The sequence below is a fragment of the Salegentibacter profundi genome (assembly GCF_054121475.1).
The window spans coordinates 1-14,208 of sequence record NZ_JBSYGG010000016.1 but is presented as its reverse complement, the minus strand read 5'-3'; the positions used below and the strand labels follow the sequence as shown (position 1 = coordinate 14,208).

The 14,208-nt window shown below is 37.0% G+C and carries 12 protein-coding genes and 2 pseudogenes; 8 read left to right on the top strand and 6 right to left on the bottom strand.

All coding sequences use genetic code 11. The annotated features are described in order from the left end of the window. Window positions 1-14: 14 nt before the first annotated feature. Both ACW6NC_RS15050 and ACW6NC_RS15045 read left to right on the top strand, forming a co-directional pair. Window positions 15-539, top strand: coding sequence for an RNA polymerase sigma factor (locus ACW6NC_RS15050; protein WP_457867268.1), 525 nt, complete (start codon window positions 15-17; stop codon window positions 537-539). Then, the gene (locus ACW6NC_RS15045; RefSeq protein ID WP_457867266.1) at window positions 532-1,302 is read left to right on the top strand and encodes an anti-sigma factor domain-containing protein; all 771 of its coding nucleotides are present in this window, start codon (window positions 532-534) and stop codon (window positions 1,300-1,302) included. Before ACW6NC_RS15050 ends, ACW6NC_RS15045 begins: the two co-directional genes overlap by 8 nt. Before the next feature lie 284 nt (window positions 1,303-1,586). Here the strand turns inward: ACW6NC_RS15045 and ACW6NC_RS15040 are convergent. Then, a pseudogene (locus ACW6NC_RS15040) lies at window positions 1,587-2,507 on the bottom strand (ISAon1 family transposase); the annotation flags it as partial. A 55-nt stretch (window positions 2,508-2,562) separates the two neighbouring features. Continuing rightward, on the bottom strand, window positions 2,563-2,949 hold the full coding sequence (locus ACW6NC_RS15035; protein ID WP_457867265.1) for an ISAon1 family transposase N-terminal region protein: 387 nt from the start codon (window positions 2,947-2,949) through the stop codon (window positions 2,563-2,565). A 354-nt stretch (window positions 2,950-3,303) separates the two neighbouring features. Here ACW6NC_RS15035 and ACW6NC_RS15030 point away from each other — a divergent pair, with 354 nt between their 5' ends. The 4 genes from ACW6NC_RS15030 (at window position 3,304) to ACW6NC_RS15015 (ending at window position 7,254) form a co-directional block, all read left to right on the top strand. Further along, the gene (locus ACW6NC_RS15030; protein ID WP_457867263.1) at window positions 3,304-3,798 is read left to right on the top strand and encodes a DsrE family protein; all 495 of its coding nucleotides are present in this window, start codon (window positions 3,304-3,306) and stop codon (window positions 3,796-3,798) included. 111 nt (window positions 3,799-3,909) lie between these two features. After that, a complete protein-coding gene (locus ACW6NC_RS15025; RefSeq protein ID WP_457867262.1) occupies window positions 3,910-5,334 on the top strand; it encodes an amidohydrolase family protein in 1,425 nt (474 codons plus the stop codon). A 294-nt stretch (window positions 5,335-5,628) separates the two neighbouring features. Next, the gene (locus ACW6NC_RS15020; protein WP_457867260.1) at window positions 5,629-6,804 is read left to right on the top strand and encodes an amidohydrolase family protein; all 1,176 of its coding nucleotides are present in this window, start codon (window positions 5,629-5,631) and stop codon (window positions 6,802-6,804) included. A gap of 135 nt (window positions 6,805-6,939) precedes the next feature. Continuing rightward, entirely contained in the window at window positions 6,940-7,254 is a 315-nt protein-coding gene (locus tag ACW6NC_RS15015) for a nuclear transport factor 2 family protein (RefSeq protein ID WP_457867258.1), read from the top strand. A gap of 101 nt (window positions 7,255-7,355) precedes the next feature. Here ACW6NC_RS15015 and ACW6NC_RS15010 read toward each other — a convergent pair whose 3' ends face one another. The 3 genes from ACW6NC_RS15010 to ACW6NC_RS15000 all read right to left on the bottom strand — a co-directional run bounded on the left by ACW6NC_RS15010 (window position 7,356) and on the right by ACW6NC_RS15000 (window position 9,445). Then, window positions 7,356-8,216 (bottom strand): toprim domain-containing protein, encoded by an 861-nt coding sequence (locus ACW6NC_RS15010; RefSeq protein WP_457867256.1) that lies wholly within the window; start codon window positions 8,214-8,216, stop codon window positions 7,356-7,358. 286 nt (window positions 8,217-8,502) lie between these two features. Then, the gene (locus ACW6NC_RS15005) at window positions 8,503-8,940 is read right to left on the bottom strand and encodes an MgtC/SapB family protein (RefSeq protein WP_457867255.1); all 438 of its coding nucleotides are present in this window, start codon (window positions 8,938-8,940) and stop codon (window positions 8,503-8,505) included. Between the two features lie 169 nt (window positions 8,941-9,109). After that, window positions 9,110-9,445, bottom strand: a complete 336-nt coding sequence (locus ACW6NC_RS15000) for a hypothetical protein (RefSeq protein WP_457867253.1) — start codon at window positions 9,443-9,445, stop codon at window positions 9,110-9,112. Between the two features lie 693 nt (window positions 9,446-10,138). Between ACW6NC_RS15000 and ACW6NC_RS14995 the strand changes: the two genes are divergently transcribed. Both ACW6NC_RS14995 and ACW6NC_RS14990 read left to right on the top strand, forming a co-directional pair. After that, on the top strand, window positions 10,139-11,089 hold the full coding sequence (locus ACW6NC_RS14995) for a nitrilase family protein (RefSeq protein ID WP_457867251.1): 951 nt from the start codon (window positions 10,139-10,141) through the stop codon (window positions 11,087-11,089). Between the two features lie 728 nt (window positions 11,090-11,817). Then, a pseudogene (locus ACW6NC_RS14990) lies at window positions 11,818-12,413 on the top strand (IS256 family transposase); the annotation flags it as partial. A 338-nt stretch (window positions 12,414-12,751) separates the two neighbouring features. On the opposite strand, the gene ACW6NC_RS14985 reads toward ACW6NC_RS14990, so the two are convergent. Beyond that, window positions 12,752-13,288: a single-stranded DNA-binding protein gene (locus ACW6NC_RS14985; protein WP_457867344.1), complete on the bottom strand. Its 537-nt coding sequence runs from the start codon at window positions 13,286-13,288 to the stop codon at window positions 12,752-12,754. Window positions 13,289-14,208 lie beyond the last annotated feature (920 nt).

The window sequence follows — 14,208 nt, the reverse complement described above, 5'->3', positions numbered from 1 at the left end:
AATATACTATATCTATGCAGCCAGACCTGCTCATACTTCGGCTTCAAGACGGAGATGAAAAAGCATTTGAAAGAATTTATGAGCTTTATTCCCAAAGTTTAATGGGGATCATCTTTAGCATTACTCGTGATAAAGATGTTTCCCAGGAAATCCTCCAGGATGTTTTCATAAAAGTTTGGAGTAATGCTAAAACTTATGATCCCGATAAAGGTCGTTTTTTTACGTGGTTACTTAATATAGCCCGAAACAGAGCTATAGACGAATTAAGGTCCAAAGCATCAAGAAATAACCAACAAAAAATTTCGCTTGATGAGGTGCATCATATATTTGAAGCAAGTGCACAGGTAGATACTGATAGTATAGGACTTCAGAGATATATAGAAATTTTAGAACCTTTATGTCGAAAGATCATTGAGTTGCTATTTTTCAAAGGACTAACTCAACGGGAAAGCGCAAAGACCCTGGATATGCCTTTGGGCACTTTGAAAACCAAAAACAGAAATTGTATCAATCAAATCCGCTCTCAAATAAATGGATAATCTTCAGGAGTATAAAGAATCCGGAATTCTGGAGTTGTATGTTTACGGTTTGTTACCGCAGCAAGAGAGTATTGAGGTGACTCGTCTGATACAGCAACATCCTGAGTTAAAAACTGAAGTAGAGGAAATCGAAAAGGCCCTAAAACAACTTTCTGCTGATTACTATCCCAGAAGTGTGAAACATCTGACACCAAAAATTACCAAGAAGCCGAAAAAGGAGACTAAGCTAAAAGCATTCGGATGGTTAGGAGCTGCAGCTGCCATTGCTTTGCTGGTCATAAGTGGGATTTTATTTTTTCAAAATCAGGAGCTCCAATCAAAGCTAAGTGAACTGGAACAGGAAAAAGATAGTTTGGAGAGGCAGATTATAGAGTCGCGCGGGAATCTGGCGGAAACTAATAAGCTCTTAGAAGATTTGCGTGCTAGGGATATTACCCGGGTTCCTTTAAATCCACAGAAGGTTTCTCCTGATGCTTTTGTTATGGGGTATCTTTCCAAAGGGAATGATCGGGTAATTCTTGATGCCAGAGAATTACCTGCTCCTCCTCAAGGAATGGTATACCAGGTATGGTCTCTTCAATTTGATCCTTTAAGACCAACAAGTATGGGACTTTTAGAGAATTTTGAAGAAAATGAGGAAAAAATCTTCTACCTAAGTGTAGAAGCAAATGTTCAAGGGTTTGGTATCACACTGGAACCAGCAGGTGGTAGTGAAAGTCCTAACCTGGAACAGCTCTATGTATTAGGGGCTATAGAAGCTTGATTTTTGTATTGAGGTGAAAAACAAACCAAAATATCACATACAAAGACCGATCAGATAGCACATTTTAAATTAAGGGTTAAATTTCAATCCACCCGTTGCAATATGCAACGGCTATTTCAACGCCTTTTTCATTTACGGTTGAAACCTACCCAACAAAAGAAATATTTAGCCGAAAAAGAATTGGTTGGTTCTTTCCATACAAACTATCCTTTACCCTAATAGCTTCGGATATAGATGATCCATGGCTTAGTAGCAGAAAAGGGATCAAGAACATTTTCTGGGTTTTAAGCAAATAATTTCTCCAGCCGGTATAAAAAGAATTCGGTTTTTCTGACTCCTCTTAATTGTGCTCTAAAGGCTTTTATTTTGGCATTAAAAGATTCTGCTGAGGCATTGGTGCTGCGGTTTGTAAAATAGTTTAATATGGAATGGTAGTTTAAGTAGATGCTGTTGGCTACCGTATTGAAGCTTTTAAAACCAGACTCTTCCACTTCTTTGTACCAGTGAGCTAATTTTGTAAAGGCTACACCTTTGTCTTTTGTCTGATTGAAGATGTTCCTGAGGTTGTTCACTAACTTGTAAGCTTTCTCTATTTCAGGATATTCTGTGAATAAAATAGTAGCTCTTTCTTTTTGATTATTGGTCCACTTGTCTGTTGATTTGTAGAGTAAATACCGGCTTCTGGCCAGGAGTTGCTTTTTGCTATCTCCGTTGGGAAGTAGTTTTGGCAGGAAGGCTTTACTGGTGGCCTTTGCTTGCTTTATCTGCTCATTCTCCTGGTCAATGGCTTCCCATCGGTATTTTATGCGAAGTTCTTGCAATGCTTCTATGGCAAGTTTCTGGACGTGGAATCGGTCCGTTACCTGGGTAGCTTTAGGGAAACAAACTTTTGCAATATGCTTCATTGAGTGAGCCATATCAAGGGTAATCTCCTCAACTTTATTCCGGATGGACGATGGAAGTTTAAGGAGTCTGTCAATGATTGGCTCTGCACGAGTTCCTTTGAAGATACCTACCAAAGCTCCTTTTTTACCCTTAGCCTCCTTATTGGTGATTATGGTATAGAGTTCTACCTGAGATAAGGCAGTCTCATCAATAGAAAGGAAAGGCCCCATGTTCTGAGGGTATAGGAGCCACTTTTTAGCATGAGATTTTTGCTCCCAGTTTTGGTACTGGCTTAGGTGGTTTTTATACTGACGTTGAAGTTTTTTGCCTGAAACCCCGAAGAATCCTCCAACTTGATTATTGCTAAGGGGGGTATTATCGGTTGCTTTCTTTTAAAAAATCAGCGAACTCTTTTGAAAGACGAGTACCCTGTGCAATAAAATCTCCCCAACTCCGGTTTACTTTGATCCACTTCTCATCTACTAAAACATCCCAGCGTCTTCGCTTCAGGCTTAGGCTTACCAGATTATCTCTGATTGGGTAATCATCAATTATCCGAGGTTTCATAAAGCCACTAGCTTTGTATTGGTGATTTTTATAGGCTTCCGGGATTTCCTTCTTCTCTTCTAAATATATGGTAAGTCGATTAACGTATAGTGGATCTTTAATGGGTTTTTTATCCAATCCAATAATATCAAAATAAGTGAGTAATCCTTCAGGAAGGATTAAGCTTAGTAGGGATAGATCAGTCTCTTTATTCACAGGAAAATATTTATCCGCAAAGAAACCTATTTTTCACTTTAGACCCAACTTTTGAGATTGATCCCAGAAAAGCAGGCATTGATAATAGCTTTTGTTTAGAATACAAAATTCGGAGAAGTTAAATAAAATATGTAATTTAATAATTAGCAATCAGTTAACTCTCTAATAAGCTTAATCCAACAGAGGTGATTTATCCACAACTAGGATTTATTTCAACTGAGTAAGAAGCTAGGATATGGATGATCGATGGATTTGTAGGAGAAAAGCAATTTTAGCAAAACTGTTTTTTGAGATTCAGAATTAGAGATTCTGAACAAATTATTTCTTTAATCAATAACCCAAAATTATTTAAATATGAAAAAATCAATGTTTTTAGTAGTAGTATCATTTTTTCTGGGTTTAATGCCACAGGAAAAGGTTCAGGCACAGGCAGAAGACACTTATCAGGCAGTGGAAGACGTCAGCTCGTTAAATACTGTCTTTGATTTTAGAATCGGTGATTCAGATAAAGCTATGGCTCATCTGAACCTGATTCATGAAATGTTAGAGGATCCGCACATGATCATTCAAGGAGAACAACCGGAAATTATTATTGTGCTTATTGGTCCCTCGGTAAAACTTGTGTCAACTAACAATATGAAAAACGCTCCGGACGGGAAAAATGAAATTGCCAAAAAGATATCGGACATGACTGCAGATGGCATTAGATTCGAGATTTGTATGACAGCTGCGCATGCTCACGGCGTTCCCGCCAATTCCGTTCTACCCGAGATTGTGCAGGTAAAAAATGGGTGGATATCCCTGGTTGGATATCAACAAAAAGGCTACTCAATGATTGCTGATTTTTAACAGGGACAAATACTGCTTTGCCTTTGACACCCCAGTAAGCACACGCCTTACCCAGTTATTATATAGCATATAGTTATTTATAGTAAAGCATGAATTTCAAAAAATCCTAAAATGAAAATCGTAAGTTCACATCTTTCTCACCTTCTCCCTCTTATGTTTCTTTTACTCTTTCTTCCGATTGGAGTTCTGGCTCAAGTTGATTTTGCAACTCCTTCATCAACAAAGGATCATTATGATATGATCATTAGAGATGTCGATTTGATCGATGGTACAGGAAGAGATCTTCAGCCGGGAGTCGATATATATGTGGAGAATGGGATTATTTCAGCAATTGTGGAAGAGGAGCTGAATGTGACAGCTGACACCGTAATCAACGGCGCCGGGAGGTATGCCATACCGGGATTGTTTGATGCCCACTATCATTTCATCAACTACAGGAAAAGAGACCTGGAAGATTATAAAGAGCAGGGAAAATACCTCCTTCATTTTGGCATCACCAATATCCTGATCACAAACGGAATAATTGAGGATATGCAAAAATTCAAAAAAAGAATTGATACTGATAAAGCTAGGGGGCCCAGAATATTCTACACTAGTAGAATGGCAACAATCCCGGGAGCTCATCCTGCAAAGAGAGAATATAAAGATCTCTTCACTGAAGGCGAAAATATCGAGTATGTTAAAGATACTCTGGATATAAAGCAAATTGTGAAGACTGCAATGGATGAAGGTGCAATTGCTATAAAAATAGCTATTGAGGATGGACCTACACCCCCACTGATAGAACGAATGCCAGCAAGTTTCATTCAAAAGTTCAGCAGAGAAGCGAACAAATTTGACCTTCCCCTTTTTGCACATATTTCGGATATGGAAGAAGTTAAAATGTCAGTAGAAAATGGTGTGGATGCCCTGATGCATGGAGCACTTGTTCAACTACCGGAAGATAAGGAGTTGTTGAAAAATATGGGTGATAAAAATATCTCGTGGGTCTTTACCAATATGATCTCAAAAGCTACAATCTTCTACCCTCTAAATCTTCAATGGCTGGAAGAGGAGCCTTATGAAATATTCAATGAGATATATATGAAATCGATAAGCGATCCCGATGGCAGCAAGGCTGAAAGGTCACGGCAGATCCTTTTGAATTATTTTCAATTCGATTCCGTACCTACCTTCGAAACCTTTATTAAAGAAACAATGAACTCCAATAGTGTAATTCTTCAAGAAGGTGTGAACATAGTAGTGGGAACGGATACTGGTGGTCCCTCTCCATATATTCTACCCGGCATAAGTGTACATGAAGAAATGGAAATCCTTCAACTCTCCGGCATTAACCCTTTGGAAGTTATTAAAATGGCAACCTTAAATGCTGCAAAAATGATGGGACAATCTGATTCTCTGGGATCTGTTGAGGATGGTAAAGTTGCAGATATTGTAATACTTGACAAAAATCCTCTAAAGAATATACATAACACTCTTTCAATTTCTACAGTCATCAAAGATGGAAAAGTACAAGGTAGAACTGAAAAACACTAAAAAGATAAGCCTTCAATATTAAAAAAATCTAAGGTGAAATTTCTCTTATATTTTTGGTGAAATTGAAGTCCTAATTCCCCTGTCAATTTAATGTACCTTTTTGTACCTCAAGCGTCACACCTTATAAAAAAGGGAAAGTAAAATGATCTATTGTGGTTTTCATATTTTATTCATTTCGGAATAATAAGATACTATATCCAGTCACTTTTTCTTATGTACTTTTCGAAATTAATTTTGATTAACTATTTGTATTTGTGTATTTTACATCGTTAGCCCTCCAACAATAAATTAAAAATGAAAACATTTGTATTTATAGTTGCCTTCATTATTTCATGGTGCGGTTCCGCACAGACCCCTATTTATGATCTTGTAATTAAAGAGGTAGGACTTTTTGATGGATACCAGGATCAAGGAATAGTAAATCTTGCTATTAATGCCGATACAATAGCAGAAATATCAACTAAGGACCTTAAGGGCCGTAAGAGCATTGCTGGTGCGGGTTATTACCTAATACCCGGATTAGTAAATGCACATGTACATGTTTCCAGGAAAGAGCATCTAAAAACAGGCTATCCATTGGGAGTCCTGACTCTTCTAAACATGCATACAGGTCTGGAGGATAGGGAACAGAGATGGAAAAAAATCACCAAAGACTCTTCAGGTTTTTCCAGATTGTATGGTGCCGGAAATGCCGCCACAGTTCCCGGAGGTCATCCGACTCAGTTCAGCCCAAATATGGAAACCATAAATGATTCCCTGTCAATTGAAGAATGGGTAAACCACCGTATTGCTGAAAATGTAGATTACATAAAGATCGTTAGGGAACAGCATGAATGGTTTGGAAAACAAGGATTCCCAGCTTTAGATTTTGAGCAGATTCACCAGATAATAGATTATGCACACAGCAAAGGTTATAAAGTAGTTGTTCATTCCAATACAGTGGAAGAGATGATGAAGATTGCTGAATTTGAGCCTGATGGTTTTGTCCATATGTTGGAATTTAAAGATGACTATCCTGTTCCAGAAGCTTACTATCAGACTTTGAAGAAAAGTGGGGTCTTTATAGTCACCAATGGAGGAATGGCTTTAAAACCAAAAGATAATGCTCCTCCATTCATCAGACAATGGATTGAAAATAATCTATTGGATGCAGAACAACGCGCAGAAATTATAAAAAAAATGAACGAAAATAACATCCTTTTGGTTGTAGGAACCGATGCACAGGAAGAAAAAATGGATTTTGGTTCTGATTACTTTTTTGAATTGCAGTTATACAAAATGGCTGGCCTGTCTAACGAGGAAATCCTGAAAGCAGCCACAGGAAATGCGGCAAAGGCATTTGATCTTCCTATTGGTGAATTAAAGGTTGGTAGCAAAGCGGATATGATTCTTCTTAAAGAGGATCCTCTAATTGATATTGAAAACCTAAAAAAGGTAAAGCAAATATGGAAGAATGGAAAAACTCTATGAAATTATGTAAGCCTTTAATCTTTCTAATTCTCGCACTCCTTGGGAGTTCATTATATGCAAGAGACACCTGCAGGCATTTTTAATAAATTAGAAAAACAATGGACCCAAGCCTAAGGGCGCCAAGACACCCTTCTTTTGTCAAATCTTATCAGTCCTAACTTCACACTGATAGGCGCTGGAGCTAAAGCAGGTACGTCTATAATCGACAAGAAACTCTATCTGAATAATGTAGCAAATTATAATTGGCCAGAAAGAGAGGTGGAAATAATTGATGTACAAAGCTTTGAAAACATAGCTGTTGTTAGATGTCTATGGAGCGGGACAGAGCCTCCTGGTTTTAATGCTCCCAAACCAGACAATGGAGTGTACAAATTTCTCCTGACGGATATCTGGGTATATAACAATGAAAGTTGGAAGGTGCTCGCGAGGCACTCTTCCTTTGGATATTAATTTACATTTGATTAACAAAAGCCCTTTAAAATATTAAAGGAGTCGGGTAGAACCTCAAGGGAGATAATCCAGGAATTTGAAGGGAAAATGCTCTTGATGCTTCAGATAAGCTCACTTTTTAGCTTTTCATTAAGGTCCTTATATGACTGATAAAGATCGCTTTTATCCTTAAGATTGGAATAATGGCTTGTCAGTTCTTTAGTCGCTGTATCCCCGGCAGGGTCATTGTCCAGGTAAAGAAGGACAATATCATAATTAGCTATTAACGGTTTAATACGGTCTATAAAAGCCAGGGAGTTTAAAATGATGCAATCGGAAACCGCAAGTAATTTCTTGTCGATTGTCCCCAGGGAGAGAAAATCAAACATTCCCTCAGTAATGATCAATTGCCTGGCATCATTTTTAATTATAGTAAAGGACTTCGGACTGGAAGAATTCTTGAAGTACCTGTTCCGAAGTTCCCATCCATTCTGGCTGTTTTGTAAGCCTATTGAGAAATACTCCTTGTTATTTAATTGATAATGGACTTCCCGACAATATTTTCGAGCTGTACTCAGGGAGATTTTCCGGTCTTCTAAATAGCTTAGCAATCCTGGATGAGTAATAGGAAGTGTTTTTAATATTTGAATTCCTTGGTGACTATTAAGGTTTCTTTTTTCCGGTTTTTTTACAGGAATAAACGACTCATATGATGTTTCGTTAAGTAAAAACTGTATGGCTTCTTTATACGAGCAGTTTTTTAAAGCCATTATGAGATCGATACTGTTTCCACCTTCTCCAATTCCAAAGTCATACCAGAGGTTAAGTTTAAGAGAAACTTTGAAAGAGGCCTGCGTTTCTGAGCGTAAGGGACTTAAAAACCAGGCTTCTTTTGTCGATTTCCGGGTAGGATAATAGCCTAAATTTGCAAGCGTGGTCACGATGCAAATATTTCGGGCGCGTTCCAGGGAATTATGTTCCATGGTCTTTATCTTTTAACCAGTAAAAGGAAATATAATGGTGATATGATTACCTATAGCCATTTTTAGTAAAATAGAAATGGTTGTAATATCACAACTTCTGATTTTTCCGTTTTACATTTAAAAATAGCCAATCATATTGAAGATTTTAAATTAATATGGAATTAATTGGATCTCATAATTTATAGCATAGGCTATAAATTATGTCTTTCGCTATCATAAACCTGGCAGAAAACTTTTCAACTTTTATCTCTATAATCGAAATGTTCTGTCGTCAATTAGATTAGTATCAATTCTTTTTTTTCTTATTAAATTTTCTATTAATCCAATCATTCACTTTGGCCAATAGAATATTGACAAACAGGATAGCTAATACTACAGCGATAACTTCGAAATACATACCTACACCTGCCAAAACTCCGGCTCCAGCACTGCACCAGACAGTGGCTGCAGTTGTTAACCCTTCTATTTTAGTGCCTTTATGGAGAATAACTCCGGCCCCAATAAAACCAATACCCGAAACTACCTGGCCGAGAACCCTGGTTATATCCACATATTCATCACCTTGAAAATGAAGGGAAGCAAGAACAAAAACTGCTGCCCCTAAGGAGACTAAAGCATTTGTTTTTAAACCTGCGTTTTTGTCTTGAACTTCTCTTTCAAAACCGATCAAAAGACCTGCTGTTAAAGCTATGGATATACGAAGTAAAAATTCAAAATTTATCATAAGCTAATTTCTTAGTTTAAAAGAAATCCTTCTTTTACGCTTTCCCTGGAATTTAAAATCTGGGTTTCCTGATTTTTAATAGTATTCTTTTCTAATCCAAAGAAGAACTGATGTTTTTGAAAATGTAAAAAATGGCTAATGAAATATGTACTAAAGAATTGCCAAATCTTTAAATATCTCTCTTTTTCAGCTTTTCGGTTTCCAATTTTTGTAGTATACTTTTTGCTTGGAGATCATCAGTTTTTTGTTGCTTTTGTTTCTCATCGTATTTAATCTTTGCAAAGAAATTTTTTGCCCGAATATTCCCTGACTTTATACTATCATTTAGTTGTATATAGGTCTTAGACAGATCTTTTATTTTCTCTGATGGAGAACGTTGAATCAGTTTATGGATTGCGTTTAACCGGGCAGTTATACTATTGGTGAATAAACTGTTTGCGTATATCTTTGAAAGCTGTTTACTCTTAGATCGGTAATATTCTGAAAGATTATGATAACTGGCCAAAAGTCCATCCTTATCATTTTCTTTCCCTGATTTCTGTTGCTTTTACTAATTTATCCTGAATATTTGCTGAAGAGTCCTGCAACCATTTTGTATAAGCAAGATTGTTTATAACCTAGCTTTAGAAAGAATGTTAGTTCGGTTTGCTCTTTCGACAATATTTCAAAAATTTCAATAGCCTCAACGTATTTTTTCTTATCCTGAGGATTAAGGGCAATATTATTCAAATTGCCAAGGCTATCCCGGGTTGTCGTTGCATATTTAAGTACATTTCTCCATTAGATCAAAGCATCCTGATAAAAGCCCTGGGTCCTTTATGCTGTAGCATTAGTATTGTAAACGCTGCCTATATGGGCAGAATCCTTTAATTAATCTTGCGGTAGAATTGCTTTTTAAGGACCAGCCAGGAGAAGTCCCTGTATCCTAAGGGGAATTATGGAATTTCATCTGGAAGAGGTATTGGTTTCCACTCGGTGAGCGTGCAGTATTTTCTGGTTATTGACGAAATTGAAAGTTTGAATTAACCACTGGAATATTCGAAGAAAGTCTTAGAAAAAACTGTTAATTCGTCATTAATTTTTTTTTTGATTAAAAAACCTTGGAGCTTAACAGCCAAAAAAAGATTTTTTACCGATATTTTAGCTCCTGTAAACACGTTATGCACAAGAAAGAAAGCAATCTAATATAAACCTCGAAGTGAAGATAGCAGTAGCCCAATTTCAGCCAAAGGACGGAGATAAAACATACAACTTATCGATAATTCGAAAACTTGCGGAAAAAGCAAAATCCAATGGAGCAGATTTAATCAGCTTTCACGAAATGTCTATTACCGCATACACTTTTACCAAAGATTTAAGTCAGGCCCAGATAACGGATTTGGCGGAGGAGGTTCCTAGTGGCAAAAGCACAGAAGAGTTGATTGCGATTTCCAAAGATTTAGATATTCCGATTTTGGCAGGTCTAATAGAAAAGTCGGATGGAAAAATTTATAATACCTATATCTGCGTTTCGGGTGATGAAGTGGTGGCAAAACATCGAAAATTACACCCTTTTATCAATAAACATATGTCCGCTGGTGGCGAATATTGTGTATTCGACATACTCGGCTGGAAATGCGGAATTCTGATTTGCTATGATAACAACGTGATAGAAAACGTTCGGGCGACAAGCCTTTTAGGAGCAGAAATAATTTTTGCACCTCATGTAACCTGCTGTACACCATCGGCAATGCCACATAGAGGATATGTAGACGATAAATACTGGCAGAATCGAGAAAATGACCCAGTTTCATTACGAATGGAGTTCGACGGCCCTAAAGGTAGACGTTGGTTAATGCGCTGGCTACCTGCAAGGGCTTACGACAACGGAGTTTACTATGCCTTTACCAACCCAATTGGCTATGATGGCGAACACCTGAAAAATGGTAATTCGATGATAATCGACCCTTATGGAGAAGTTTTGTCAGAAATAAAATCCTTTGAAGACGAAATAACCATTTCAAAAATCACAAAGGATAAAATACAACTTTCAGGAGGTTGGCGATACAAAAATGCCAGGAGACCTGAACTGTATAAAGACATAATTGGTGGTAGCCACAGATCTGACACAACGCCAGTATGGATGAAGAAAAAAACTACCAAAAATTGAGGATATTTTCCTGAGGATCATCTCAAAACCCGGTTGATTATAAAATAGCAAATCTTGCTATTTTTTCTGTAATTTCAGCTCCCTAATTAAAAATAATTATCCTAATTTTAATATCAATTCTTAGAATTCTTTTTAAAATAATATAAGAATAAATTATTGCTGGTGGTTTAAAGATGAGATAATTTCTATAGAAAATATAAACATATTAACCAGACTGATCTCCTCCCGATTTACGTACTGGTTAAAAGTAGAAAATCTGAGCTATTGACCTCCTCCCGATTTACGAACTGGTTAAAAGTAGAAAATCTGAGCTATTTTCTTTCTTTTCGATGTACTCATTGGGAGGAGGTCATTTCGTCCTGTGATATTTTTGTATTGGTCTGTAATAGGTCTGTACTCCACATTTGCGGCTGAAATTCTAACAAGGATACCAGAATCTTCATTTTTCGGAATGTTTGGAATTATAATGCTCGCTGGTGAAATTTTCTTTGGTATAAAAAAGGTAAACTGGAGGACGATTTTTTAACCTTAAATAAAATGCTTGAATCAATAACCTTGGTTAAATGTTACTTAAGAACCGGTGACGTTAGAATCAATGCCCTTAAAAGAAAATAGTACACTAAATCTCATTGTGATGGCTCAAAACGAAATTAAATTAATTGATCTACCATTTGTAGTATTATCAAAAATCTATATTCCTTTTTATTCTTATAAAAAAGGATATTGGTGGATATTCCGAATCCGCTGCCTTTTGGGTGAGCGTACTCACGGATATGAAGGCTCGAGGAGTGGAAGATCTACTAATCACTGCTACCGATAACCTCAATGGCTTTACCGAGACCATTAAGAATGTATTCCCTCAGTCCAAAACCCAAATCTGTGTGGTGCATCAAATCAGAAATGCCTGCAGGTATGTGGTATGGAAGGATAAGAAGGCTTTTACCAAGGATATGAAGCTGATCTATGATGCCCCTACCAAACAAGCTGCAGAAGCAGCTCTGGAGGACTTTGCAGGAAATGGAACGATAAGTATTCCTATGCCATCAAGAGCTGGCGAGATAACTGGGAAGATCTTACGGTCTTCTATGAGTTCCCCCTGGAGATCCGGCGTATCATCTACACCACTAATCTTATTGAAAATCTGAACGGGAAGATCCGGAAGTATACCAAGAACAAACTATCCTTCCCAACCGATGATGCTGTTATGAAATCCGTATATTTGGCTCTCAGAGAAGCCACAAAGAAGTGGACCATGCCTGGGAGAAACTGGGGAATTATTCTCAATCAGTTCTTAACCATATATGAAGAAAGGGTTCAACTTTAGATACTAAAGTCAAACCCCGGTATTTTGAAACTTACACAGTTTACAGGATAGTGTCTTTCTGGATAACCTATTCCATAATTAAGACTTATATACAAATATTTAAAATACTTTAAAAAGTGTTTAAATTAACTTTTGTCTGAATACGATTGGAATAAGATCAAACCCCTGGCAGATTACTGGGTAAAACTCCACCCCAAAAACCGCTGGCATTTAGTATTGGATATATGATAGGCTCATTATAGTCATTCCCGCAGCTTGTACCGAATTTACTTCGGAAAAGACAAAGATCTATCATTAACCACATTTTCAATAATCAAGTTGAAATTTTCACTTAAATTTTAGAATGGTAGGTCCTCCTCTTCCTCGTCCTTTTCCTTTCCTTCTAGGAGTTTCCAGTTTTCATAACGTTCTTTTACCTCATCCAAGAAGGCAATTTCAAAACCAGTATAAGAATAATAGGCACTTTGAAGGTCATGTACATATTTTTTCCGGTAATAATCTATAGCTTTTCCATCAATATAAAACTCATATTGACTTATCCCAAACTGATCTGAAGCATCTGTTACTATATGAACTTCCATTGAGTCCTGCCATCCCATATCATCTATAAACCTATAAATATCTCTGAAAATAATTTCATTCTCTTCCCAATGCTCTGGTTCAACATATTCAAAACCTAAAAAGCCAAGCCAATCTTCATCAATCTTGTTTGCAAGTTCTGCCTGTTTAGCCCAGGCCACAAGTTGGTACCATTGCGTTTCCTGAACTTTCTCACCATCTTTAAAAAATTGTTCATTGGTTGCCAGAGGGAATCGGGTAACCAATATTCCGTTTTCAAACCTGTGGGATTTTGGATCTTCTTCCACGTTTCCAATTAACTGTGGTGTGTTTCTAAGCGTTTTATAACTAAAAGAATAAAAGGTTTATAATTGATTTACTTATTGTATCCTGAGCGTTTTCTTATTTTGATTTTTATTCCCCCCTCTTTTCAACATCATCAAGAGAATAGAATTTATCTATATAACAAATCTAAAGGCCTTCACTGTCACCTTTTTTTGGCTGCTGATACACTTTCAAGATTTAGAATTTGGGAGGACTTATGAATAGGGAGCTTAGGGACCGGCTTTATGCAGTCCGGACTAACTTCTAAATCTTGGTATTTTGCATTAAAGAAAAAGGTAGGAGGTAGTGAAAGCCGGGAATACTTCAAATTGGGAAATTGAAGAGTAGGGAAGGTGCAGGAAGCGGAATTAAATTAATAATGAAAATCCTTTTCAATGACTTAAGTGGAAAACCAGAACCGGAAATGAAGTGTTTCTGCTCTTTCTGCGGAAAAAGCGGAGTGGGAGGTGGCGGTTTTTCAATTGTGTCCGGTTCTTTTATAATGAAGCTTTTTACCCTGGAGACACGGAAGGGGTACGTGCTGAGTGGCTAGGAGGTAATGGATGAATAAACCAGGAATCAATTGTGGATGTATTAAAATAAAGATCGATTCAGAAGTCCTAATCAGGGGATGAATTTTAATATCTTTATTTTTCTTAAGAGTCTCCTGGATCGGGATTGATTCGAGAAGGGTTCTGCTTTGATCAAGTTATGAAGGAGGTGGGTCTGAAATAGAGTCTTGAAAATTGATTAATCTGATAAGTATAGATGATTTTCAGTTTTTATTCATCAAATATTAGTATTCTTTTAATTAATAAAATAAAAGGTTACTATAATAAAATTAGTAGTTCCCACCCGGTACTGGCCATAATCGAGTGCGGTTCGATTAGACTTTTCCGGTAGTGGGAACTTT